At 73.0% G+C, this 21,841-nt stretch carries 21 protein-coding genes and 5 tRNA genes; 8 read left to right on the top strand and 18 right to left on the bottom strand.

Annotation, left to right across the window (positions count from 1 at the left end; genetic code table 11):
• Nucleotides 1-257: 257 nt before the first annotated feature.
• Entirely contained in the window at nt 258-818 is a 561-nt protein-coding gene (locus G3I77_RS28535) for a CGNR zinc finger domain-containing protein (protein ID WP_248508180.1), read from the top strand.
• An 89-nt stretch (nt 819-907) separates the two neighbouring features.
• Here the strand turns inward: G3I77_RS28535 and G3I77_RS28530 are convergent, their stop codons facing one another.
• Nucleotides 908-1,084: a hypothetical protein gene (locus tag G3I77_RS28530; RefSeq protein ID WP_248508179.1), complete on the bottom strand. Its 177-nt coding sequence runs from the start codon at nt 1,082-1,084 to the stop codon at nt 908-910.
• 157 nt (nt 1,085-1,241) lie between these two features.
• Entirely contained in the window at nt 1,242-1,682 is a 441-nt protein-coding gene (locus tag G3I77_RS28525; RefSeq protein ID WP_248508178.1) for a hypothetical protein, read from the bottom strand.
• Nucleotides 1,683-1,858: 176 nt separating this feature from the next.
• Between G3I77_RS28525 and G3I77_RS28520 the strand changes: the two genes are divergently transcribed.
• A complete protein-coding gene (locus tag G3I77_RS28520) occupies nt 1,859-2,383 on the top strand; it encodes a DsbA family protein (protein ID WP_248508177.1) in 525 nt (174 codons plus the stop codon).
• A 32-nt stretch (nt 2,384-2,415) separates the two neighbouring features.
• Here G3I77_RS28520 and G3I77_RS28515 read toward each other — a convergent pair whose 3' ends face one another.
• Genes G3I77_RS28515 through G3I77_RS28505 form a run of 3 tightly spaced genes read right to left on the bottom strand, consistent with a single transcriptional unit; the run spans nt 2,416 to nt 5,155 of the window.
• Nucleotides 2,416-3,240, bottom strand: a complete 825-nt coding sequence (locus G3I77_RS28515; RefSeq protein ID WP_248508176.1) for an N-acetyltransferase — start codon at nt 3,238-3,240, stop codon at nt 2,416-2,418.
• 53 nt (nt 3,241-3,293) lie between these two features.
• Nucleotides 3,294-4,115, bottom strand: a complete 822-nt coding sequence (locus G3I77_RS28510; protein WP_248508175.1) for an aminodeoxychorismate lyase — start codon at nt 4,113-4,115, stop codon at nt 3,294-3,296.
• Entirely contained in the window at nt 4,112-5,155 is a 1,044-nt protein-coding gene (locus tag G3I77_RS28505; protein WP_248508174.1) for a chorismate-binding protein, read from the bottom strand. Before G3I77_RS28505 ends, G3I77_RS28510 begins: the two co-directional genes overlap by 4 nt.
• Before the next feature lie 176 nt (nt 5,156-5,331).
• On the opposite strand from G3I77_RS28505, the gene G3I77_RS28500 reads away from it, so the two are divergent.
• The 5 genes from G3I77_RS28500 (at nt 5,332) to G3I77_RS28480 (ending at nt 5,800) form a co-directional block, all read left to right on the top strand.
• Nucleotides 5,332-5,404 (top strand) — tRNA-Gly (locus G3I77_RS28500).
• Between the two features lie 38 nt (nt 5,405-5,442).
• A tRNA-Cys gene (locus G3I77_RS28495) sits at nt 5,443-5,516 on the top strand.
• Nucleotide 5,517: 1 nt separating this feature from the next.
• Nucleotides 5,518-5,589, top strand: a tRNA-Val gene (locus G3I77_RS28490).
• Between the two features lie 24 nt (nt 5,590-5,613).
• Nucleotides 5,614-5,685 (top strand) — tRNA-Val (locus G3I77_RS28485).
• A gap of 43 nt (nt 5,686-5,728) precedes the next feature.
• Nucleotides 5,729-5,800, top strand: a tRNA-Val gene (locus G3I77_RS28480).
• Nucleotides 5,801-5,848: 48 nt separating this feature from the next.
• On the opposite strand, the gene G3I77_RS28475 is transcribed toward G3I77_RS28480, so the two are convergent.
• The 4 genes from G3I77_RS28475 to G3I77_RS28460 form a co-directional block, all read right to left on the bottom strand.
• Nucleotides 5,849-6,148: a zf-TFIIB domain-containing protein gene (locus G3I77_RS28475; protein ID WP_248508173.1), complete on the bottom strand. Its 300-nt coding sequence runs from the start codon at nt 6,146-6,148 to the stop codon at nt 5,849-5,851.
• Between the two features lie 79 nt (nt 6,149-6,227).
• Nucleotides 6,228-7,163, bottom strand: a complete 936-nt coding sequence (locus tag G3I77_RS28470; RefSeq protein ID WP_248508172.1) for an aminoglycoside phosphotransferase family protein — start codon at nt 7,161-7,163, stop codon at nt 6,228-6,230.
• A gap of 299 nt (nt 7,164-7,462) precedes the next feature.
• Entirely contained in the window at nt 7,463-7,672 is a 210-nt protein-coding gene (locus G3I77_RS28465; protein ID WP_248508171.1) for a hypothetical protein, read from the bottom strand.
• Between the two features lie 236 nt (nt 7,673-7,908).
• Complete coding sequence (locus tag G3I77_RS28460) at nt 7,909-8,148, bottom strand: hypothetical protein (protein ID WP_031139098.1); 240 nt, start codon at nt 8,146-8,148, stop codon at nt 7,909-7,911.
• Nucleotides 8,149-8,343: 195 nt separating this feature from the next.
• On the opposite strand from G3I77_RS28460, the gene G3I77_RS28455 reads away from it, so the two are divergent.
• Entirely contained in the window at nt 8,344-9,786 is a 1,443-nt protein-coding gene (locus G3I77_RS28455) for a serine/threonine-protein kinase (protein ID WP_248508170.1), read from the top strand.
• 36 nt (nt 9,787-9,822) lie between these two features.
• On the opposite strand, the gene G3I77_RS28450 is transcribed toward G3I77_RS28455, so the two are convergent.
• From G3I77_RS28450 to G3I77_RS28410, 9 genes are all read right to left on the bottom strand, one after another.
• A complete protein-coding gene (locus G3I77_RS28450; RefSeq protein WP_248508169.1) occupies nt 9,823-10,215 on the bottom strand; it encodes an NUDIX domain-containing protein in 393 nt (130 codons plus the stop codon).
• A 10-nt stretch (nt 10,216-10,225) separates the two neighbouring features.
• The gene (locus tag G3I77_RS28445) at nt 10,226-11,044 is read right to left on the bottom strand and encodes an RNA methyltransferase (protein WP_248508168.1); all 819 of its coding nucleotides are present in this window, start codon (nt 11,042-11,044) and stop codon (nt 10,226-10,228) included.
• A gap of 64 nt (nt 11,045-11,108) precedes the next feature.
• Complete coding sequence (gene cobA, locus G3I77_RS28440; protein WP_248508167.1) at nt 11,109-12,350, bottom strand: uroporphyrinogen-III C-methyltransferase; 1,242 nt, start codon at nt 12,348-12,350, stop codon at nt 11,109-11,111.
• A 181-nt stretch (nt 12,351-12,531) separates the two neighbouring features.
• A complete protein-coding gene (gene cobT, locus G3I77_RS28435; protein ID WP_248508166.1) occupies nt 12,532-16,683 on the bottom strand; it encodes a nicotinate-nucleotide--dimethylbenzimidazole phosphoribosyltransferase in 4,152 nt (1,383 codons plus the stop codon).
• A gap of 367 nt (nt 16,684-17,050) precedes the next feature.
• Complete coding sequence (gene cbiE / locus G3I77_RS28430) at nt 17,051-18,271, bottom strand: precorrin-6y C5,15-methyltransferase (decarboxylating) subunit CbiE (protein ID WP_248508165.1); 1,221 nt, start codon at nt 18,269-18,271, stop codon at nt 17,051-17,053.
• A gap of 145 nt (nt 18,272-18,416) precedes the next feature.
• Nucleotides 18,417-19,049: a GNAT family N-acetyltransferase gene (locus G3I77_RS28425; protein WP_248508164.1), complete on the bottom strand. Its 633-nt coding sequence runs from the start codon at nt 19,047-19,049 to the stop codon at nt 18,417-18,419.
• A 141-nt stretch (nt 19,050-19,190) separates the two neighbouring features.
• Complete coding sequence (locus G3I77_RS28420; RefSeq protein WP_248508163.1) at nt 19,191-20,009, bottom strand: MetQ/NlpA family ABC transporter substrate-binding protein; 819 nt, start codon at nt 20,007-20,009, stop codon at nt 19,191-19,193.
• A 63-nt stretch (nt 20,010-20,072) separates the two neighbouring features.
• Nucleotides 20,073-20,780 carry a methionine ABC transporter permease gene (locus G3I77_RS28415; RefSeq protein ID WP_248508162.1) on the bottom strand — a complete coding sequence of 236 codons (708 nt, stop codon included), beginning with the start codon at nt 20,778-20,780 and terminating at the stop codon, nt 20,073-20,075.
• A complete protein-coding gene (locus G3I77_RS28410; protein WP_248508161.1) occupies nt 20,777-21,811 on the bottom strand; it encodes a methionine ABC transporter ATP-binding protein in 1,035 nt (344 codons plus the stop codon). Before G3I77_RS28410 ends, G3I77_RS28415 begins: the two co-directional genes overlap by 4 nt.
• Between the last annotated feature and the right edge of the window lie 30 nt (nt 21,812-21,841).

The raw sequence follows: 21,841 nt of genomic DNA, 5'->3' as shown, positions 1-21,841 counted from the left end.
GTCGACTCGGGGAGACGGCTCGGGCCCGGACAACCGCATACGGGATGACACCGGCGCCGGTCCGCGGCTCACGCGGCACGGCGCCGGTTCACGTGCGAGCACCCCTCCCCCACCGTCGCCGCGGGAACCCTGGCGGGCCCGGCGGCGTTGTATTCGAAGCCATGTGCGGGCATGAGGGCGGTCCGGCGGTGGTGGAGCGGTTACCATCGGCCAGCATCGGCGGGCGCCCGCCCGACCCTCAGGCCAGGGAGCGAATCGTGCTGATCACCCACGACACCCGGTGCGCCCTCGACACCGTGGTCGATCTGGTGAACACCGCACCGGAGGACGACACGGCGTCGGACGGGCTGCCGGACGTGGCGGCCCTCGCGGACTTCGTGCGGAACCACGAGATCAGCGATGTCGGGGTGCTCTCGGAGTTCGACCTCTCCGCGGTGCGCAAGATCCGCGGGCGCTTCGCCGCCGTCTTCGCCGCCCCCGAAGCCCGGGCCGCCGCCGGACACATCAACGAGCTGGTCGCGGCCGCCGGGACCACGCCCCGGCTCACGGACCACGACGGCTACGACTGGCATGTGCACTACTTCGCGCCCGGTGCCTCCGTCGCCGATCATCTGGCCGCCGACTGCGGGATGGCCCTGGCGTTCTTCGTGGTCGCCGGCGAGCAGGAGCGGCTGCGGCGGTGCGAGGCGCCCGACTGCCGGCGCGCCTTCGTCGACCTGTCCCGCAACCGCTCGCGGCGGTACTGCGACAGCCGCACCTGCGGAAACCGCCTGCACGTGGCCGCCTACCGGGCGCGCCGCAAGGAGGCGGCGGGCTGAGCTGACAGCCGTCGCCGGGACGCGGGATCGCGGAGGACGTCGATGCCGACGCGGCCCCGGCGGGTGACGCCGGGTACCGCGGGTAAGGCTCACAGCAACAGCAGATCGTGCAACGAGGCCATGAGCAGCAGGCTCCCGATCACCGCCAGGAAGATCATCAGCGGTGGCTGGGAGAGGGCGAAGAGGCAACCACGCGGCTCGTCCTGCCGGGGACGTGGCTCGTCCTGCGGCGGTGCGGGGTCGCTCTGTTTCGTCGTGTCCAGCATCTCGCGGCGATGATGGCGCAGTCGCCCCACCGGACGCGATCAGCGCCCTCGTTGCGTGCGGGAGTGCGCCGATTCCGTGAGGTCCGGTTCGGGTTGTGATCACTTCCGCGCGTCGGCGGACCCACTGTGACGATTCAGCCCCGGGCGGGCTGCTCGGTCATATGCCGTGCTTCTTGAGGATGGCCTCGATGTCGCTGAAGTCCTCGTCGCCGCGGGACGCGGGCGCGGGCCGGGTCGCCGGGCGGGAGCCCTGACCCAGGGAGGGAGCCGTGGCAGCCGGGGCCACCGCATCGGGCTGGTCGGCCGCGCGGGCCGCCGCCCTGCGCTCCTTGCGGGTGCCGCCACGGCGGCGCTCCACGGCTCGTGTGCTCATGAAGAGCACCCACGCGACGCCGAGCACCCCGAACCCGGCCCAGGCCGTCGGGCTGAACGCGGTGTCGGCCAGCCACTCGACGACCCCTGTCATGACCAGGCCGATCGGGACGAGGGAGTAGGCGGCGATACGGACCGCGGCGAGGTAGCGCTTGCGGTACGCCGTGACGACCGCAATGCCCAGGCCTGCCGCGGACACGGCGGAGCAGACGGTCTCGGCAATCATCCGGTCCTCCAGGCGTGGCGCGGTCGGGTCGGGGCACTTCGTCCCTTCCATCCTGCACCCGCCGTACCCCGGCGGGCCATGCTCCGGCCCGACATCAGGGACATCTCCGGGTCATCTCCTCCGCAGGTGCCGGTGCGGGCCGCGTCCCCGGCCGCGGCTGCTGGAAGACTGTCGGCATGAGCGACTCCTCCCCCGACCGTTCCGCCGCCCCCGTCCTCGAGGTCTGGTGCGACCTCCAGTGCCCGGACTGCCGCACCGCGCTGGACGACCTCCGTGCCCTGCGCGCCCGCTACGGCGACCGTCTGGAGCTGCGGCTGCGGCACTTCCCGCTGGAGAAGAACAAGCACGCCTTCGCCGCCGCCCAGGCCGCGGAGGAGGCATGGGAGCAGGGCCGGGGATGGCCGTACGCCGAGGCCCTGCTGGGGCGGGTCGAGGAGCTCGCCCGCACGGGAGAGGCCTTCCTCGTCGAGGTGGCCCGCGAACTGGGCCTGGACGCCGAGGAGTTCGACACCGCGCTGGTCGACGGCCGGCACATCCTGATCGTGGACGCCGACCAGGCCGAGGGCAAGGCGATCGGCGTGACCGGCACCCCGACGTACGTCATCGGCGGTGAGCGGCTCGACGGCGGCAAGAGCCAGGAGGGGCTGCGCGAGCGGATCGAGGAGATCGCGGACCGGCTGCTGGCCGGGCAGGAGGACTGATCTCCCGCGCCCGGCTCTCGGCTCCCGGGCCACTACAGCAGCGGCTTGAACATGGCGTACTGCGTCGTCTCGTAGCCGAGTGAGGCGTAGAGCCGTTCGGCCGGGGCGTTGCCGGCGAAGACGTTGAGGCCGAGGGTCCGCCGGCCCTCCGCGATCGTCTGGGCCTCGGCCAGCAGCATCAGGGTGCGGCCGTGGCCCTTGCCCCGGTGGGCGGGGTCCGTCTCGACTTCGAAGACGAACGCGCTGCTCTCGCGCATCGCCAGCCACAGCGTGCCCACCGGTGTCCCCAGGTGTTCGACGACGCTGACGAGCATGCCGGGGGTGGCGAGGCCGTCCGGCAGCAGGGTTGCGTGATCGCGCTCGGACTTGGCCCGGGCCTCGGCCTCCGGGACGCCCCGCTCCATCCAGCTGTGCGCGTAGTCCTCCTTGCCCTTCTCCAGCCAGGGGCCGAACTCCGCTTCGGTCATGGGCCGGGCGCGGCTGCCCTCCGGCAGGTCGGGCGGGGTGTCGCCGAGCCGCTTCTCCATGCCGCGGTTGCGGACGACGTAGCCGAGCGCCGTGGCGAGCCGGAGCCCCGCCTCGGATGCGGCGGGGACCGCCGCCTCGACGCGGTGGCACCCCCAGCCCCGCGCCACTTCCTCCGCGGCGAGCGCGGCGACCGTGCCGCGGCCCCGCCTGCGGTCCGGTTCGTCGATGCGCAGCTTCATGATCCGGGCCACCGCGGTGCCGAACACGGGGTGCGTGCCGAGGTGTATCGCCCCCACGGGACGGCTGTTCACACACACCTGGTAGCGGCGTGAGCGCGTCCCGTCGGCGTTCTGCTGAAGCGGCTCGATCGGCCGCAGGGTCGTGGTCATCAGGGGTGTTCTACCCGCAACCACGGCCCTGGTCAGCCTAATTTCCGGGGCTGTCAGGGGTCGAGGTCGTTGCCGGCCCGCTCCTCGAAGATCCGCATCGCCTTGGTGGTCACCGGGCCCGGCGCGCCGGGCAGCTCACGGCCGTCGACGCGGTGCACGGCCTGCACGTCCCGCAGGGTGGACGTCAGGAAGATCTCGTCGGCCCGCTCCAGGACGTCCAGCGGCAGGTCGGTCTCCTTGGCGCCGGTCCATTCGACGGTCAGCGCGCGCGTGATGCCCGCGAGGCAGCCCGAGGCGAGCGGCGGCGTGTGGATCTCGCCGTCGAGGACGACGAAGACGTTCGACCCGGTGCCCTCGCACAGCTGCCCCACCGTGTTGCCGAACAGGGCCTCGGACGCGCCCTGTTCACGGGCGCGGGCGAGTGCGACGACGTTCTCTGCGTACGAGGTGGTCTTCAGGCCGGTGAGCGCGCCGCGCTCGTTGCGGGTCCAGGGGACCGTGATCACGGCGGTGGAGTCGGGGCGGCGGATCGTCTCGCCGAGGGCGACGACGAGGGTCGGGCCGTGCTCGCCGCGGTCGGAGCCGAGGGGGCCGTGGCCGCCGGTGTAGGTGATGCGGAGGCGCCCGAGCGGCACCGGGTGAGCGTCGAGGACGGCGGCGCAGGCGCGGCGGACCTCGTCGTGGTCCGGGTCCGGCAGGCCGAGGCCGCGCGCGGACCGGGTCAGCCGGTCGAGGTGCCGGGTGAGGGCGAACCCCCGGCCGTCCACGGCCTTCACGGTCTCGAAGATGCCGTCGCCCACGGTCAGCCCGTGATCGAAGACGGAGACGCGGGCGGACTCGCTGTCCTGCAGTCCGCCGTCGAGCCAGATCTTCACGTCAGGTCCTCTCCACTCACCTCATACGCTCCCGACGCTATCGCGAGCAGCCGGGACGCCTTCAGCTCGGTCTCCCGCCACTCCCCCTCGGGATCGGAGCCCCAGGTGATGCCCGCGCCGGTGCCGAAACGCAGCACGCCGTCGGCCCGGTCGATCCAGAAGGTACGGATACCGACGGCCAGCTCTGCGACCTCCCGGTCGGCGTCGACCCAGCCGATCCCGCCGCAGTACGGCCCCCTGGGCGCCGTCTCCAGCGCGTCGATGATCCGCAACGCGCTGGACTTGGGCGCGCCGGTGACCGAGCCGGGCGGGAAGGCGGCGCCGAGCAGCTCGGCCCAGCCGGCCCCCTCCCCCAGCTCACCGCGCACCGTCGAGACGAGATGGACCAGCCCGGGGTGCTTCTCGACGGCACACAGATCGGGCACCGTCACACTGCCCGTGGCGCACACCCGCCCGATGTCGTTGCGGACGAGGTCCACGATCATCACGTTCTCGGCGTAGTCCTTCTCCAGCAGGTCCGCCTCCGTTCGGCCGGTGCCCTTGATCGGCCCGGACTCGACGACCCGGCCGTCGCGCCGCAGGAACAGTTCGGGAGAGGCGGTGGCGATCTCCACGTCGTACCCGGGGAGGCGGATCGTTCCTGCGTACGGCGCCGGGTTGCCGCGGGCGAGCAGGGCGGAGAGGGCGTCCACGTCGGCGCCGGGCGGCACGGGCGCGGACAGCACCCGGCACAGGTTCGCCTGGTAGACCTCACCGGCCGCGATGTGCTCGCGGATCCGCCGTACCGCAGCCGTGTACGCGGCGCGGTCGAGTGAGGACGTCCAGTCACCGGCAGCGGGGCCGCGCCATGCGCCGGGCACGGGAGCGGGTACGTCCGCCGTCCGGACCTCCGCGAAACGGGCGCAGGTCAGACGGCCCTCGAAGTCGGCGCAGACGGCCCAGAAGCCGCTGGACTCCAGGGCTTCGGGATCGTCGGTGACATCGAGGAGCCCGGTGGCGACACGGTCGCCGAAGCGGGCGAGAGGAGGGAGGTCGTGCACGCTGTCGAGTCTATGGCGGGTTCCCGCGGGCGACCGGAGGATGTCCCGCCAGGCGGCCCGCGACCGCCCTGAGCAGGGGAAGCGCAGCACGCTGCACAAACGCGTTTTTGTACTGGCCCGGGAATCCGCTAGAGTTCAACACGTCGCCGGGCCGCGAGGGCGGACCGAAACGACAGGCGGACGTAGCTCAGTTGGTAGAGCGCAACCTTGCCAAGGTTGAGGTCGCGAGTTCGAACCTCGTCGTCCGCTCGAAGGAAGAGGGGGGCTTACCGGCCCCCTACACTCCTGGTGGAGTGGCCGAGAGGCGAGGCAACGGCCTGCAAAGCCGTCTACACGGGTTCAAATCCCGTCTCCACCTCCAAGGACGATTAGCTCAGCGGGAGAGCGCTTCCCTGACACGGAAGAGGTCACTGGTTCAATCCCAGTATCGTCCACTGGATCTCTCAAGATCCCAACCCGCGCGATTAGCTCAGCGGGAGAGCGCTTCCCTGACACGGAAGAGGTCACTGGTTCAATCCCAGTATCGCGCACGCAGTGCCCATGATCCGCTGCTCTGAGTGGTCATGGCCCCGAGGACGATTAGCTCAGCGGGAGAGCGCTTCCCTGACACGGAAGAGGTCACTGGTTCAATCCCAGTATCGTCCACACCACACAGAAGCCCCCGGCCGTTCGCGGCCGGGGGCTTCTGGCATATCAGGACGAGAAGAGCATGCGTCCGAAGCTCTTGTTGCGGTGGTGACCGTGGTGGCCGTGGTGGCCGTGGTGGCCGTGGCCGCCGTGCGGGGCGCCCCAGGCGGGGGCCGGAGGGGCCGGGTAGGCCTGCGGGGCGGGCGGGGGCGGCGGGGCACCCTGGGACCACTGGGCCTCAAGGCGGGTCAGCGACTCCAGCTCGCCATAGTCGAGGAAGATCCCGCGGCAGCCGCTGCACTGCTCTATCTGGACACCGTTGCGGTTGTACGTGTGCATCGGCGCACGGCACTTCGGACACTGCATGGTGGGTCAACTCCTCGCCGGTCGGTCCTGCTTCACATCTCGCCAGGACAGACTCTGTCCCGCTGTAGTCGGTTGCACCCTACTTCGCGTGCTCCTGCGCCAACTGTGGCGGGACGGTAGCCATTCGGTCACAGGCGTCCACGACCGACTGCTCCACCTCGTCCAGCGGACGGCCGGCCGCGACCGCCTTGGCGACGGCCCGGGCCGCGGTCTGCGCGGTGAGGGCGCGGGCGGGGACGTCGAGAGCGGGCCAGGGGTCGCCCTCGGCGGGGACGGCGGGTCCGCCGGCCTCCCGGTAGGCGGTGAGGAAGCGGGTCCATGCGTCGGGCGGGAGCAGGCCGCAGGCGTACCAGGCGGCGGGGCGGCCGAGGTCCCAGGCGGGGACGCCGACACCGAGGTCGTCCACGTCGATCAGCAGCCAGGGGCCGTCCGGAGCGGGGTGGCGGATGAGCTGGCCGAGGTGGAGGTCGCCGTGGCAGAGGACGCGGGTGTGCGGCATCGGAGTCTCGGCGCGGGCCCAGGGCGGGAGGGTGGCCCAGGCGCGCAGGACGGGGGCGGCCGCCGGGTGCGGGCCGGCCTCGCGGAGCCGGGCGATGGCCTGGGCCGCTTTTGCGGGACCGCGCATGGCGGGCAGGCCCGCCGGGGCCGGGCTGCGGTGGAGGCGGGCGAGGAGCGTGGCGGCGGCTTCCCAGGGAGCGGCGTCCGGATCGTCGGGATCCACGGGGGTGCCGTACGGCCAGAAGGTCACCAGGCGGCCGTGCAGGTCGACCGGGGCCGGGTCGAGTGGGAGCAGGAGGAGACCGGGGTGGCGGGTGGCGACGGCAAGGCGGCTGGTGAGCTCGGCGTGGGTGGTGCCCGGGGGGTGCGCCTTCGCCACGGTGGTCGCGTGGCGGACCACGAGGCCGTCGGGGCGGTCCGCCAGTGTGGCCGCTCCGCAGGGGCAGGCCGATGAGCGGGCGTGGGCGGCGGCCCGGGCCTTGGCGGTGAGGGCTTGCAGGAGTGGGGCGGGAGTCACGGGGTGAGGGTACGCGGGGGCGAGGTGCGCCGTGAGGGGCTGTCGACGGCAGGTGCTCGGCGTTGGCGCCGGGGCCGGGTGGGTGCGCGGCCCCGGCGGAGCGGGATGCCGCTGCTGCCGCCCCAGCGGCACGACTGCCCGCTGCTCGGGCGGGTGCGACCGCCTGAGGGCAAAGCAATGCCGGCGCAGCTCCCCAGCTGCGCCGGCATCTTTTGCCGTCCGCCGCACCCCCGTCCCCACGGGGTTTCATGGTCGGGATGTCCCCGCCCGGACCGCTCTTCCGGGCCTGGGGTCGCCGCTCAGCGCCCCAGCATCTCGCCCACGGACGACGCCTGTGTGGCCACTGTCTCCCACCCGTCGAAGACGAGGAGGAGCAGGACCGCCAGGGGAAGGGCCATCAGCGTCGCCACCACCGGGTGGCGACGGCCCTGGCGGCGGGGGCGGAACGCGGCGGCGTACGCCTTGCGTCCCTCCTCGCGGAGCAGCGTCCGCGGAGCCGTCTGGGCCATGAGTCCCTCTCCTGACCGTTCTCAGTTGTCGTTGGCAGCGGCGGGCGTCTGACCTCGGGGGACGAGTGCTGCCACCCGCCGCTTGTCCTCAAATCTAGGCGTCCGGCCCTCCTCCGGCGTCATGCCCTCGTACCGATTGCCGGGCCTCCCGGAGGATGAGCCGCCACCTGCGATGTACTCCCCTGGGTGGAGACGGGGGCGCGGGACTCAGGGTCTTCCCCGACGGGGCGCCCGCTTCACCCCTCTTTGTCCGGGCTCTCCTCCCGCGGAACCGGCTGTTCCACCAGTGCCAGCACCCGATTCGCCATGAAGCGGGCGGTACGCACTACCGTCCCGCTTCGGGTGACTTCGCTCACTTCCACGACACCTCGGCGTACCGCCGTCTCCACCCTGCGGCCCGCTCTGCTCGCCACTACCTCATACGTGCGCGTCGTGTCCCCCGCGTCCACGACTATCTCCACGCGATCACCCTTCACAGGACCAATCCCCCTTCTGCGACGGGTGGTTGGGATCACCGACCACGCGAAGTCCGCCTCTTCGCGCTCTCCCTGACCACCTTTCAAGTCTCCCACCCACCACTGACAATCCATCACGCCGAGAGGGCGCGGCCTCTGCGCGCGGGCGGCCGTGGAAACGTAAGCTGTGGCTCGTCACAGGACCGGGCAGCGGGGATGAACATGGCGATGATGCGCCTGAGGCGCGAGGACCCGCGCGTCGTCGGCTCGTTCAGGCTTCACAGACGGCTCGGCGCGGGCGGGATGGGCGTGGTCTACCTGGGCTCCGACAAGAAGGGGCAGCGGGTCGCGCTCAAGGTCATCCGCCCCGACCTGGCGGAGGATCAGGAGTTCCGCTCCCGGTTCGCCCGTGAGGTCTCGGCGGCCCGGCGGATCCGCGGCGGCTGCACGGCCCGGCTGGTGGCCGCGGACCTCGACGCGGACCGCCCCTGGTTCGCCACGCAGTACGTGCCCGGCCCCTCCCTGCACGACAAGGTCGCAGCCGAGGGACCGCTCGGCGCGGCCGATGTCGCGGCCGTCGGTGCGGCCCTGTCGGAGGGCCTGGTCGCGGTGCACGAGGCCGGGGTGGTGCACCGGGATCTGAAGCCGTCCAACATCCTGCTGTCCCCGAAGGGGCCGCGGATCATCGACTTCGGCATCGCCTGGGCCACCGGCGCCTCGACGCTCACCCATGTCGGCACGGCGGTCGGCTCGCCGGGCTTCCTCGCGCCGGAGCAGGTGCGCGGGGCCGCCGTCACCCCGGCCACGGACGTGTTCTCGCTCGGTGCCACGCTCGCGTACTCCTCGATGGGCGACTCGCCCTTCGGGCACGGCAGTTCCGAGGTGATGCTGTACCGCGTGGTGCACGAGGAGCCGCAGCTGCACGGCGTGCCCGACGCGCTGGCTCCGCTCGTCCGGGCGTGCCTGGCGAAGGACCCCGAGGAGCGGCCCAGCACGCTCCAACTGTCGCTGCGGCTCAAGGAGATCGCGGCGCGGGAGTCGCAGGACATGGCCGGCGTCCGGCCGCCCGCGCCTCGCGGTGCCGAGAGCGAGCGGCCCGCCGACACCTACCCCGAGCGCACCCGGCGTCCGCAGGGACAGCAGGGTGGCGGGGCTTCCGGGGCGCAACGGGGCCGGGGCACTCCCCCGCCGCGGGGTGCCGCTCCGTCCCGGGACGGCCATCCGTCGCCGGACGGTACGGCGTCCCAGAGCGGCACCGGCGCGCGGAGCGGAGCCCGGTCGACGGGGAGCGGGAACCGCGGCAGGACTCCGGTGCGCGGGCCCGGTGCCTCGCGTGGCGGCACCCCGTCGCGGTCCGGGTCGCGGCCGACGCCCACCGGGCGGGGCGGCACGCGGTCGGGCAGCGGCAGCCGCCCCGCACCGCACAGCGGCACCGGGCGTCCGGCGTCCCGGAACACGGGGACCGGGCTGCGGCCCGCCAATCCGCGGCTGCTGCGGCAGCGGCTGTTCGTGTTCGTCGTGGTGACGCTGCTGGTGGCGGTCGGTATCGCCCTGGTGCAGGGCTGCCAGGGACCGGCGCGGGGGCTCGGCGGCGACGGGGGCGGGGTACGGCAGGAGCACGTCCAGCAGGGCTCCGGCCCGCGGGACGTCCAGCCGTAGCGGCCGTGGGGCGACGTCCGGCTGTTCAGCGAGGCGTCACAGCTCCGGCAGGATCCGTTCGAAGAACTCGCGGTCGCCGTCGAAGACCGGGTCCAGGGCCAGGAACTCCCGCGCGGTGACCCAGCGGGTCTCGGCGACCTCCCGCGGGTCGGGGACCACCTCGCCCGTGTCGGCGCGGGCGGTCCACCAGTGGAGGCGGAAGCGGTGGTCGTCGGTCTCCGACTCCCAGACCTTCGCCTCCGGTACGACGGTGAGGCCGACCTCCTCGCGTACCTCCCGGACGACCGCCTGCTCCTGGGACTCGCCGGGCTCGACCTTGCCACTGAGCGGCTGCCAGTAGCCGGGTCGGGCGACCGCCGGGCCGCGCCGGACGGCGAGGAGGTGGTCGCCACGCAGGAGCACGGCGACGACGGCCTCGCGCCGGTCCACGTCCGGCCCCCTAGACCCGGGGCCGGCCGGTGGCCACGGCGTAGAAGGCGACGGCCGCCGCCGCGCCCACGTTGAGCGAGTCGACGCCGTGGGACATGGGGATGCGGACCCACTCGTCGGCCGCGACCAGGGCCTGGGTGGACAGGCCGTCTCCCTCGGCGCCGAGCATGAGGGCCACACGGTCCATGGTGTGCGGGGCGGCCTCGTCGAGGGGCCGGGCCTTCTCATCGGGGGTGAGGGCGAGGAGGGTGAAACCCGCCTCGCGGACCGACTCCAGGCCCTTGGGCCAGGTGTCCAGGCGGGCGTACGGGACGGAGAAGACCGCGCCCATGGAGACCTTCACGCTGCGGCGGTAGAGGGGGTCGGCGCAGTCCGGCGAGAGCAGGACCGCGTCCATGCCGAGGGCGGCGGCCGAGCGGAAGATCGCGCCGATGTTGGTGTGGTCGTTGACCGACTCCATGATGACGACGCGGCGGGCCGTCTGGAGGAGGTCGGCGGCCGTGGGCAGGGGTTTGCGCTGCATGGAGGCGAGCGCGCCGCGGTGCACGTGGTAGCCGGTGACCTGCTCGGCGAGCTCCGGGCTGACGGCGTAGACCGGGGCGGGGAGTTCGTCGATGACGTCGCGCATGACGTCGACCCACTTGGCCGAGAGCAGCATGGACCGCATCTCGTAGCCCGCTTCCTTGGCCCTTCTGATGACCTTCTCGCCCTCGGCGATGAACAGGCCCTCGGCGGGTTCGCGCTTGCGGCGCAGTTCCACGTCGGTCAGGCCGGTGTAGTCGCGCAGACGCGGGTCGTCGGGATCCTCGACGGTGATGAGATCGGCCACAGGGTGATACTGCCTTGTCCTGGGTGCGGTGCCAACGGCTCGGGACGGTTTGTGTTACCCGGGGTTACTTTCGGGGCGCGGGGGCCGCGGGGCCGACCTTCACGACCTCGCCGATGACGATGACCGCCGGGGGCTTCACGTCCTCGGTCCGTACGGTCTCCGCGACCGTCGCGAGAGTGGCGTCGACGCGGCGCTGACCGGCTGTCGTCCCTTCCTGGACCAGGGCGACGGGTGCGTCCGGGGACTTGCCGTGGGCGATGAGCGTCTCGGCGACCTTGCCGATCGTGCTGACCCCCATGAGGATCACCAGCGTGCCGGTCAGCTTGGCCAGGGACGGCCAGTCGACCAGGGAGCGCTCGTCGTCGGGGGCGATGTGGCCGCTGACCACGGTGAACTCGTGGGCGACGCCCCGGTGGGTGACCGGGATGCCGGCGGCGCCCGGGACCGAGATGGAGCTGGAGATGCCGGGCACGACCGTGCACGGGATGCCGGCCTCGGCCAGGGCCTGGACCTCCTCCATGCCCCGCCCGTAGACGAAGGGGTCGCCGCCCTTGAGCCGGACGACCGACTTGCCCTTGCGGGCGTACTCGATCAGGGCGTCGTTGATGGCCTCCTGGGCCATGAACCTGCCGAAGGGCAGCTTCGCCGCGTCGATCACCTCGACGCTCGGGGACAGCTCGGCGAGCAGGTCGCGCGGGCCCAGGTGGTCGGTGATGACCACGTCGGCCTCGGCCAGCAGGCGGCGGCCGCGCACGGTGATCAGGTCCGGGTCTCCGGGGCCGCCGCCGACCAGGGCGACTCCGGGGGTGCGGGTGCGGTGGTGCGGGGCGACGAGCGTGCCGTCGCGCAGGCCCTCGACGACCGCGTCGCGGATGGCGGCGGTATGGCGGGGGTCGCGTCCCTTGGCGTCGGCGGTGAGGACGGCGACCGTGACGCCCTCGCTGTGGCCGGTGGCCGGGGTCCAGGCCGTGGCCCGGTCGGCGTCGTCGGAGCGGACGCACCAGACGCGGTGGCGCTCCGCCTCGGCGGATGCCCTCGTGTTCGCTGCCGTGTCGCTGGTGGCGATCAGGGCGTACCAGGCGTCCGCGAGGTCGCCCTCCTCGTACGGGCGCCGGTGCCAGGTGATCTCGCCGGCGTCCGCCATCGCCTCGACCGAGGGGGTCGCCTCGGGGGACACGAGGACGATGTCCGCACCTGCCCCGAGCAGTGCCGGGAGGCGGCGCTGGGCGACCTGGCCGCCACCGAGGACGACCACGCGGCGGCCGGTGAGGCGGAGGCCTACGGGGTAGGCGGGGTGTTCGGCCATGAGGTGCGGCTCCTGTTGCGGCGGTGTTCAGTGCCCTGACGTGCGGATTTTAATGGGCAGGAGTGAGGGCGGCTCGGGTGGTCCAGTGGCTGGGCACCCCGGCCGTCTGCCGATGGGTGCGTGGGCGGGCGTTCCGTCCCGCGGAACGCCCGCCCACGGACCTACGAGGACGACAGGAGTCCTACTTCTCCGTCACTCCCGCCGAATCGAACGTCGCCACCTCGTGCATCGCCCGGGCCGTGCTCTGGACCAGCGGGAGGGCGAGCAGGGCGCCGGTGCCCTCGCCGAGGCGGAGGTCGAGGTCGACCAGGGGACGCAGGCCCAGCTTGTTGAGGGCGGCGACGTGGCCCGGCTCGGCGCTGCGGTGGCCCGCGATGCACGCGGCCAGCACCTCCGGGGCGATCGCGCGGGCGACCAGGGCGGCGGCCCCGGCGCTGACGCCGTCCAGGATCACCGGCGTACGCAGGGAGGCGCCGCCGAGGAGCAGGCCGACGATGGCCGCGTGCTCGAAGCCGCCGATCGCGGCGAGGGCGCCGATCGGGTCGGCCGGGTCCGGCTGGTGGAGTTCCAGGGCGCGGCGGACGACCTCGGTCTTGCGGGCGAGGGTCTCGTCGTTGATGCCGGTGCCCCGGCCCGTGACCTCGGCCGGGTCCGCGCCCGTGAAGACGGAGATCAGGGCGGCGGACGCGGTGGTGTTCGCGATGCCCATCTCACCGGTCAGCAGGGCCTTGTTGCCGGCGGCGACCAGGTCGCGGGCGGTCTCGATGCCGACCTCGATGGCCTGCCTGGCCTCCTCGCGGGTCATCGCGGGGCCGGTCGTCATGTCGGACGTTCCGGGACGGATCTTGCGGGGCAGCAGGCCCGGAGTGGCCGGGAGGTCGGCGGCGACGCCCACGTCCACGATGCAGACCTCGGCACCGACCTGGGTGGCGAAGGCGTTGCAGACGGCACCGCCGCCGAGGAAGTTGGCCACCATCTGGGCCGTGACCTCCTGCGGCCAGGGGGTGACGCCCTGGGCGTGCACACCGTGGTCGCCCGCGAAGATCGCGACGGCCGCGGGCTCCGGGATGGGGGGCGGGCACTGGCGGGACAGGCCGGACAGCTGCGCGGAGATGATCTCCAGCATGCCCAGCGCACCGGCCGGCTTGGTCATACGCTTCTGGCGCTCCCACGCCTCGCCGAGCGCCTTGGCGTCCAGCGGGCGGATCTGCGCGACGGTCTCGGCGAGCAGGTCGTGGGGTTCCTCTCCGGGCAGGGCACGGCGGCCGTATGTCTCTTCGTGCACGACCCAGGACAGCGGGCGGCGCTTGGACCAGCCGGCCTGCAACAGCTCGGGCTCGTCCGGGAACTCGTCGACGTAGCCGACGCACAGGTAGGCGATGATCTCCAGGTGCTCGGGCAGGCCGAGGGCGCGGACCATCTCGCGCTCGTCGAAGAAGCTGACCCAGCCGACGCCGAGGCCTTCGGCGCGGGCCGCGAGCCAGAGGTTCTCCACGGCCAGGGCGGCCGAGTACGGGGCCATCTGGGGCTGGGTGTGGCGGCCGAGGGTGTGCCGGCCGCCGCGGGTCGGGTCGGCGGTGACCACGATGTTCACCGGCGTGTCGAGGATGGCCTCGATCTTCAGTTCCTTGAACTGCTTCGCCCGGCCCTTGGGCAGGGACTTCGCGTAGGCGTCGCGCTGGCGCATGGCCAGCTCGTGCATCGCACGCCGGGTGTCGGCGGAGCGGATGACGACGAAGTCCCACGGCTGCGAGTGGCCGACGGAGGGCGCGTGGTGGGCGGCCTCCAGGACGCGGAGCAGCACCTCGTGCGGGATCGGGTCGCTGCGGAAGCCGTTGCGGATGTCGCGGCGTTCACGCATGACCTTCAGGACGGCCTCGCGCTCGGCGGGGTCGTAGCCGGGGGCCGCGGGGCCGGTGGGCTGTCGGGCTTCTGCCACTGCGGCCGCGCTCTCTTCTCGGCGTTCCTGGTCGGCCAGGTCTTCCTGTTCGGCGGCCCGGGTGTCCAGGTCGTCGGCGTTCTGGGCGAGTTCGGCGTCGCCGTCGCGGGGAGCCGGGACGGTGGCCGCGGGTGCGGGGGGCTCCAGCGTCTCGGGCAGCGCCGACTGGGACTGCTGCGGACCCTGCACGGGCTGCCCGGGCTGCTCCTCCGCGGCCGGGGCGGGGAGTACGACGGTGACGTCCTCGGTGGGTGCCGGGGTGTCGGGGGCGGTTCCCTGGGGGGCCGGGGCGGGCTCGACGGCTTCGGCAGCGGGGGGCGCTGTGGCCGCCTCGGGGGTCTGAGCCGGGACTGCTGCGTCGGCGGCGGGGTCGGGCATGGGGGCCTCGGGTGCGTCGGGTGCCTCGGATGCCTGAGCGGGGGCGGGGGCCTCGGTGGGCGCCGTTGCCGCGGTGGGCTGAGTGGGGGCGGGCGCCTCGGGGGGCATCTCCGGCGAGGCATGCGTGGCGGGGCCGGCGGGGTCGGGTGCGTCGGCAGGCGCGGCGGCTTGGGCTGCCGGTTCCGGGGCCGGGGTGGCGACAGCCTCGAAGGCAGGGGCCGGAGCCGCGGCAGGCGGAGCGACGGTCTCGGCGGCCGGGGCTGGCGCAGCGACAGTCTCGGCTACGGCGGTCGCAGTGGTCGCGTCCTGGCCGATCGGCTCGGTGGCCGGGGCAGCGGCGACCTGGTCGGGCGCTTCGGGGCCAGGGGTGCCGGTCTGTGGAGCCGTCGCCTCGGGCTGCTCCGCGGCTGGTGCGGCGTCAGTTGCCGCAGGAGGCTGGGGCACAGCCTCTTCGGCGGTGACGTCCGGCTGCGGCGCGACGGTCTCGGCGGCGGTCGCGTCCGGGCCCGGTGCGGCGGCCTCGGGAGCAACGCCCGCTGCCGGCACCTGCGCAGCGCCCTCCGGGGCTGCCACCTCGGTCGCCTGCGCGGCAGCGTCCGGGGCTGCCTCGTCCGGTACCTGGGCGGGGGCCTGCTCACCGGTGGTCTCGGGCGGAGTCACGGCGGCGTACCCCGGGGCAGCGGCCGCCTCGGGGAACGGGACCGCCTCGGGGGCCTGGCCGGCCTCCGGTCCAGGAGCCGGCGCCGCGGCCTGCTCGGCAGCGACCGCCGGGCCCTGTTCGGCGGAGGAGGCATCCGGCCAGGAAGTCTCGGGAGGAACTCCGGCAGGCTCAGCGCCCTGCGCAGCGCCGTCCGCGACCGGCCCCGGCTCGGAAGCCGGCGGCGTAGCCGCTTCCGGAGCAGCTACGGCCCCGGCCTCGGCGGCAGCCACCTGGCCCGCGTCCGGGCCGACGCCGGCTCCGGCGGGGTCGCCCGCAACGGCCGCGTCCGGCTCGGGCACCGCGTACCCGGCCTGGGCCACCTGGGCCTCGACCGCACCGGCGGGGTCACCGGCAGCAGCCAGGCCGGCCTGGGCGGCGACGACCCGGCCCGCTGCCGCGTCCACGCCCAGGCCCGCGGGGTGGGCCGCCTGCGCGGGCAAGGCCTGCTCCGCGGCGGCCGGTTGGGGTCCGTCCGGGCCGACTCCCGCACCGGCGGGGTCACCCGCAGGGGTCTGACCGGCCTCGGCCGCGGCCACGTGTCCTTCTGCCGGGCCCACGCCCGGCACCACGGGGTCACCCGCGGCAGCCGCTGCGGCCTCGGCGGCACCCTGCGCGGCCTCGGCGGTGGCCATCGGCTCGCCCGCCGGCTGCTCGGCGTGGACGGCCTGCGCGGCCTCGGCCGGTGCCGGCGGTGCCGTGTGGCTCGTCTCCGTCGCCACGCTGGTCGCGACCGCCTGGGCCGGGCCCGACGGTTCCGTTGCCGGAACAACCGTTTCCGCAGGCGCCGCCCCGGCGCTCACCTGGGCCGGGGCCGTGACCGGTGCGCCCCAGGGCGCGGCGGCCCGCGCGGGCATCTCGGCGGCGCGGGGGCCGTCGAGGTACTCCGGGCCCGCCGGGGACGGCGCAGGCTGACGTACGGGCGCGTCCGCGGGGCCGCGGTCGGCGAGGGAGCGGACCGGGCTGGCGGAGCTGTCGGGCAGCGGCGGGCCGAGGTGCAGAGGCCGGCGCGGGGTGATGGGCGGGATCGGCGGCGGGTCGGGCAGACGGACGCCGCCGAGGTCGACCGAGCCGCTGTCGCGGCCGGAGATCTCGTGCGGGCCCGGCTGGTGCACGGTCTCGAGGACCGGCTCCGGCGCGGGCGGAGGGACCTCGTTGCCCCAGGCGCCCTGGGCGCCCGGCAGCAGCAGCAGGTCTTCGTCCTCGGCGGTGGTCTCGGAGAGGTAGGTGTACGCACCGGGCGCGGGGGCGCCCGGCTGCTCCACCATGCCTGCGCTCTCCGGCAGTCCCTCGCCCGGGACCTGGCCGGTGTCGGTCATGCGTACCCCTCGCCCATCGGTTAGTGCTCCTACGACCAGCTCGCCCGGAACGGCGCACCGACCGCCCCGCAGTGAAGAACGAGCGTGCGTCCCCAGCGGCACGAACGGTCCGCCCGGAAAAGGCGACAAAGCCATTCACTGGCATTGTTGCGGCCGTACCACCCTCACGGCAGCTTGATCCGCGACGGTTCCGCTGTGGACTGCGCCACGTTGCGCGTCCTCCGGTTCTGCCGTACCACACACACCCCAAAACGGGCGGGTTTTCCGGACATTGGCCGACGAAGCGCCGGGCGTCCTTGTGCGGTGCAGCGATCGGCCAGCCTACCGCGCGCAGTACGACAACCCGATCACGGGGACGGCGGCGGGATCAGGCGCCGCGCCGCGGCAGCACGCCGCTGAGCAGGAACGCGACGCTCCGTTCCGTCTCCGTCCAGGCCCGGGTGTCGAGTTCGACGGACTGCAGCAGGGCGCACTCGACGCCGTAGCCGTGCTCGGACAGGTCGCGGCCGATGAGTTCGGCGGCGTCGCGGGTGGCGGCGTGCGTGACGATGCGTTGCGGGCGGCGGTCGGCGACCGCCGGGACGACGGCCGCTCCCCCGCCGCCGACGCGGACGACGTCCGGTTCGGGAAGGTTCTCCAGGATGTGCGGGGCGGTGCCGTGCACGATCTGGAGCTGGACGCCGAGGCGGCGGGCGGCGGCGTCGGTGCGGGCGCAGGCGGTCCGGTCCCTGTCGACGGCGAGGACGGCGGCGCCGGCGCGGGCGGCCTCGATGGCGAAGGCGCCGTTTCCACAGCCGATGTCCCACACCAGGTCGCCGACGCGGGGCCCGAGGCGGGCGAGTTGGGAGGCGCGCAGCAGCTCGGTCTCGCCCTCGCCGAGGTCGCCGCCGTACACGTCGGCGGGCAGGGTCCAGCCGCGCGGTCCGGCGGACGGGTCGCGGCCGGAGATCCAGCCGCCGGTCTCCCCCGTCGTGTCCGGCCGGGTCGGGCCGCCGAGGACGATGACGACGTTGGGATCGCGCCAGGTGTGGTCGGCGGCCTTGTCGGAGGTGACGACGGAGACGCGTTCGCGCTCGGTGCCGAGTTCCTCGCAGATGACGAAGGAGCGGTGGACTCCTTCGAGGAGGAGGCCGAGTTCGGCGGGGCCGGCTCCGGGTGAGGTGAGAACCGCCACCTTGGTGTGGGCGCGGCATACATTGACCGCGCGCCGCAGGGTGCGGGGGTGTGCGACGACCACCTGTGCGTCGTCCCAGGGCATGCCGGCCCGGGCGAAGGCGGCGGCGACGGAGGAGACGGCGGGCACGACCTCCACCTCGAGGCCGAACTCGGGGGCGCGCAGGGTGCGTACGACGCCGAAGAAGCCGGGGTCGCCGTCGGCGAGCACGACCGCCGTGCCGCGGTGGGCGGCGATGCGGCGGGCGGCGAGGGCGACACTGCCGAGGCGGATGCGCTCGGCGCCGGCTGGTACCTCGGGGAGCGCCAGGTGGTGGGCGGCACCCGCCACGAGCGTGGCGGCACCGAGGGCGGCGCGTGCCGCGGCGGTCAGCGGCGAACCGTCCCAGCCGATCACCGTGACCCGGTCGGCCATCGTCGTCAGTCTCCAGGGGTTTTCGCAGGTCGTCTGCGTGGCGTGGTGGGGAGCAGCCCGGGGGCGGGCTCCGTGAGGGTACCCGGTGGAGGTGTCGGAGAGAGTGCCGGTGTCGTCGCGGCCCTCGTCCTCCGGGTGGTTCCGGTCAGTTCCAGTCACCGAAGGACGTGAAGCCGTCGCGAAGTTGTTCGCCGACGCCTTCCAGGTCCTCGGGGAGCAGGCTCCAGACGATGAAGTCGGTGCGCGCCTCGGTCCAGGTGCCGTCCTCGGCGCGGACCCGGGCTATACAGGCGTTGCGCAGCACGCCCTCGCTGATACAGCCGATCTTCTGGGCGACCTGCTGGGAGGCGGTGTTGTCGGCCGCCGTGCGCAGTTCGATGCGCTCGAACTTCTGGTCCGTGAAGAGCCACTGGGCTGTGGCCAGGGCGGCCTCGGAGGCGTAGCCCTCGCCGCGGGCCCAGGGGGCGATGATGTACGACAATTCGGTGGAGCGGACGTGCCAGTTGGTCTTGCCGAGCTGGATGATGCCGACCAGGCGCTGGGTGAGGAACTCGGTGACCGCGAAGTCGAGTCCGCGTCCCTCGGTGCGCTCCGCGGGGGCGTCCTCGGTGATCCAGGTGCGGGCGGCGTCCTGCGTGAAGGGCTGGGGGACGGAGCTCAAGGCCGCCACCTGCTCGTCGTTCATCATCGCGGTCAGGGCGGCGACGTCGTCCTCGTCCAGGGGACGCAGCACCAACCGCTCCGTGCTGATGGAGATGTTGGGGAAGGTGCTCGTCATGCGCCGCTCCGTAACCGTCGGTGAACCTTCAGGGCATTGCTGAACTGCCCAGCATGCAGCATGAAAGCATTGATCCGCACCACGGGGCCCTCCCCACCGGGTGGGGGAAGGACCCCGTGTGCGCGGGTGCCGGGCGGGTGCTCAGAAGGAGGCGAGCACGGAGCCGGCGTACTTGTCCTGGATGAACTTCTTGACCTCGGGCGAGGTGAGGATCTTCGCGAGCTTCTTGACGCGCGGGTCGTCCTCGTCGCCCTTCTTCACGGCGAGGAAGTTGCCGTAGGGGTTGTTCTTCGGGGACTCAAGGACAAGAGCGTCCTCGGAGGGCTTGAGGTCGGACTCGATGGCGTAGTTGCCGTTGACCACGGCGGCGTCCACGTCGTCGAGGGAGCGCGGCGTCTGGGCCGCCTCCAGCTCCTTGAACGTGAGCTTCTTGGGGTTCTTGGCGATGTCGGACGGGGTCGCCTCGTTGCCGACGCCCGCCTTGAGGGTGATGAGCCCTTCGGCGGCGAGGAGTTTGAGGGCGCGGGCCTCGTTGACCGTGTCGTTGGGGATGGCGACGGTCGCACCGCTCTTCAGGTCTTCGGCCTTCTTGACCTTGTGGGAGTAGAGGCCGAGCGGCTCCAGGTGGACCGTGACGACGGGCACGATGTCGGTGCCGTTCTTCTTGTTGAAGTCGTCGAGGTACGGCTTGTTCTGGAAGTAGTTGGCGCCCACGGAGCCGTCCTGCGTCGCCGTGTTCGGCGTGACGTAGTCGGTGAACTCCTTGACCTGCAGGTCGAGGCCTTCCTTCTTCGCCAGGTTGTCCTTGACGTAGGTGAGGATCTCGGCGTGCGGGACGGGGCTCGCGGCGACGATCAGGGGTCCGTCGGAACCGGAGTCGCCGGCGCCGCAGGCGCTGAGCCCGAGGGTGAGGGCTCCGGCGGCGAGCACGGCAGTGGTGATCTTTGCGGTGTTACGCACGAAAAGTGCCTTTCCTTATGACCTTGCGGGTGGTGCGACCCCGTCGTGGGTGAACGGGGGGGTTCAGGAGGCGGCTTTGAGCAGCCGCAGTTTCGGGGCGGGGCCCGCGTGGGCGCCGCGGCGGTGCAGGGAGCGGGCCGCGTAGTCGCCGGCGAACTGGATGACCGAGATGACGACGGCGAGGATCGCGACGGTGATCCACATCAGCTGGGTCTCGAAGCGCTGGTATCCGTAGCGGATGGCGATGTCGCCGAGGCCTCCGGCGCCGACGGTGCCCGCCATGGCGGAGTAGCCGATGAGGGCGACGACCGTGGTGGTGGTGCTGGAGATCAGCGACGGCAGCGACTCGGGGACGAGGACCTTGCGGACGATGGTCCAGGTGTTGCCGCCCATGGACTGCACGGCCTCGACGAGACCGTGGTCCACTTCGCGGACGGCCGTCTCGACCAGGCGCGCGAAGAAGGGGATGGCGCCGACGGCGAGCGGCACGATGGCGGCCTCGACGCCGATGGTCGTCCCGGTGATCGAGCGGGTGAAGCCCATCAGCGCGACCATCAGGATGATGAACGGCAGGGAGCGGGCGATGTTCACGATCTGCCCGATGACCTTGTTGGCGGCGAGGTTCTGCAGGAGGCCGCCGCGGTCGGTGAGCACCAGCAGGATACCGAGCGGCAGTCCGCCGACGACGGCGATGAGCGTGGACCAGCCGACCATGTAAAGGGTGTCCCAACACGCCTGCTCCAGCAGGGGCTGCATCTCGGACCAGGTCACTTGGCACCTTCCTTCACCAGTTCGGACTCGTGGCCCGGGAGGTCGATCTGGAGGCCCTGTTCGCGCAGGAAGCCGATCGGCACGACGTTGTCCTCGTAGCGGCCGGGCAGTTCGATGCGCATCCGGCCGACCTGGAGGCCGCCGACGGTATCGATGGCCGCACCGAGGATCGATATGTCGATGTTGTAGGTGCGGGCGAGCTGCGAGATGACGGGCTGGGTGGCGCTCTCGCCCTGGAAGGTGACGTCGACGACGGTGCGGTCCTCGCCGGAGGCCTCGCCGTCGAGCGGGAACAGCGCGGCGGCCAGTTCCGAGCCGGGGGTGGCGAGCAGTTCGCTGACGGTGCCCGACTCGACGATGCGCCCGTTCTCCATGAGCGCGGCCGAGTCGCAGACCGACTTCACGACGTCCATCTCGTGGGTGATGAGCAGGACGGTCAGGCCGAGCTGCCGGTTCAGGTCGCGCAGCAGCGCCAGGATCGAGCGGGTGGTCTCCGGGTCGAGGGCGCTGGTGGCCTCGTCGGACAGCAGCACCTTCGGGTCGCCGGCCAGCGCGCGGGCGATGCCGACACGCTGCTTCTGGCCGCCGGAGAGCTGGGCGGGGTAGGCCTTCGCCTTGTCGGCGAGGCCGACCAGGTCGAGCAGTTCCAGCGCCTTGCGGGAGCGTTCCTGCCCGGACTTCCCGAGGATCTCCAGCGGCAGCTCGACGTTGTCCTGGACGGTCCGGGAGGACAGCAGGTTGAAGTGCTGGAAGACCATGCCGATACGGCTGCGCGCCTGCCGCAGTTCCCTGCCCGCGCGCGGGCCGCGGCCGGCCAGGGCGGTGAGGTCCTGCCCGGCGACGGTCACGGTGCCGGAGGTGGGGCGTTCCAGCAGGTTGACGCAGCGGATGAGCGAGGACTTGCCGGCGCCGGACTGGCCGATGACGCCGTACACCTCGCCTTCGCGGACGTGCAGGTCGACGCCGTCCAGGGCGGTGACCTCGCGGCCGCGTGAACGGTAGACCTTGGTCAGGCCCGTGGTGGTGATCACTGGGATTCCGTCACTGTCGAGTGCGCGGGC

Origin of the sequence: Streptomyces sp. D2-8, assembly GCF_023184515.1 — a bacterium.
GTDB lineage: Bacteria > Actinomycetota > Actinomycetes > Streptomycetales > Streptomycetaceae > Streptomyces.
Note: the sequence above shows the minus strand (reverse complement) of the source record. Positions and strands in the feature narration are given on the sequence as shown.

What these genes read in the sequence shown, in the direction of transcription:
- G3I77_RS28455 (WP_248508170.1), top strand. Translation starts at nt 8,344, where the DNA reads ATGAACATGGCGATGATGCGCCTGAGGCGCGAGGACCCGCGCGTCGTC.
- G3I77_RS28515 (WP_248508176.1), bottom strand. Translation starts at nt 3,240, where the DNA reads ATGACCACGACCCTGCGGCCGATCGAGCCGCTTCAGCAGAACGCCGAC.
- cobA (WP_248508167.1), bottom strand. Translation starts at nt 12,350, where the DNA reads ATGGCCGAACACCCCGCCTACCCCGTAGGCCTCCGCCTCACCGGCCGC.
- G3I77_RS28525 (WP_248508178.1), bottom strand. Translation starts at nt 1,682, where the DNA reads ATGATTGCCGAGACCGTCTGCTCCGCCGTGTCCGCGGCAGGCCTGGGC.
- G3I77_RS28475 (WP_248508173.1), bottom strand. Translation starts at nt 6,148, where the DNA reads ATGCAGTGTCCGAAGTGCCGTGCGCCGATGCACACGTACAACCGCAAC.
- cobT (WP_248508166.1), bottom strand. Translation starts at nt 16,683, where the DNA reads ATGACCGACACCGGCCAGGTCCCGGGCGAGGGACTGCCGGAGAGCGCA.
- G3I77_RS28530 (WP_248508179.1), bottom strand. Translation starts at nt 1,084, where the DNA reads ATGCTGGACACGACGAAACAGAGCGACCCCGCACCGCCGCAGGACGAG.
- cbiE (WP_248508165.1), bottom strand. Translation starts at nt 18,271, where the DNA reads ATGGCCGACCGGGTCACGGTGATCGGCTGGGACGGTTCGCCGCTGACC.
- G3I77_RS28465 (WP_248508171.1), bottom strand. Translation starts at nt 7,672, where the DNA reads ATGGCCCAGACGGCTCCGCGGACGCTGCTCCGCGAGGAGGGACGCAAG.
- G3I77_RS28520 (WP_248508177.1), top strand. Translation starts at nt 1,859, where the DNA reads ATGAGCGACTCCTCCCCCGACCGTTCCGCCGCCCCCGTCCTCGAGGTC.
- G3I77_RS28425 (WP_248508164.1), bottom strand. Translation starts at nt 19,049, where the DNA reads ATGACGAGCACCTTCCCCAACATCTCCATCAGCACGGAGCGGTTGGTG.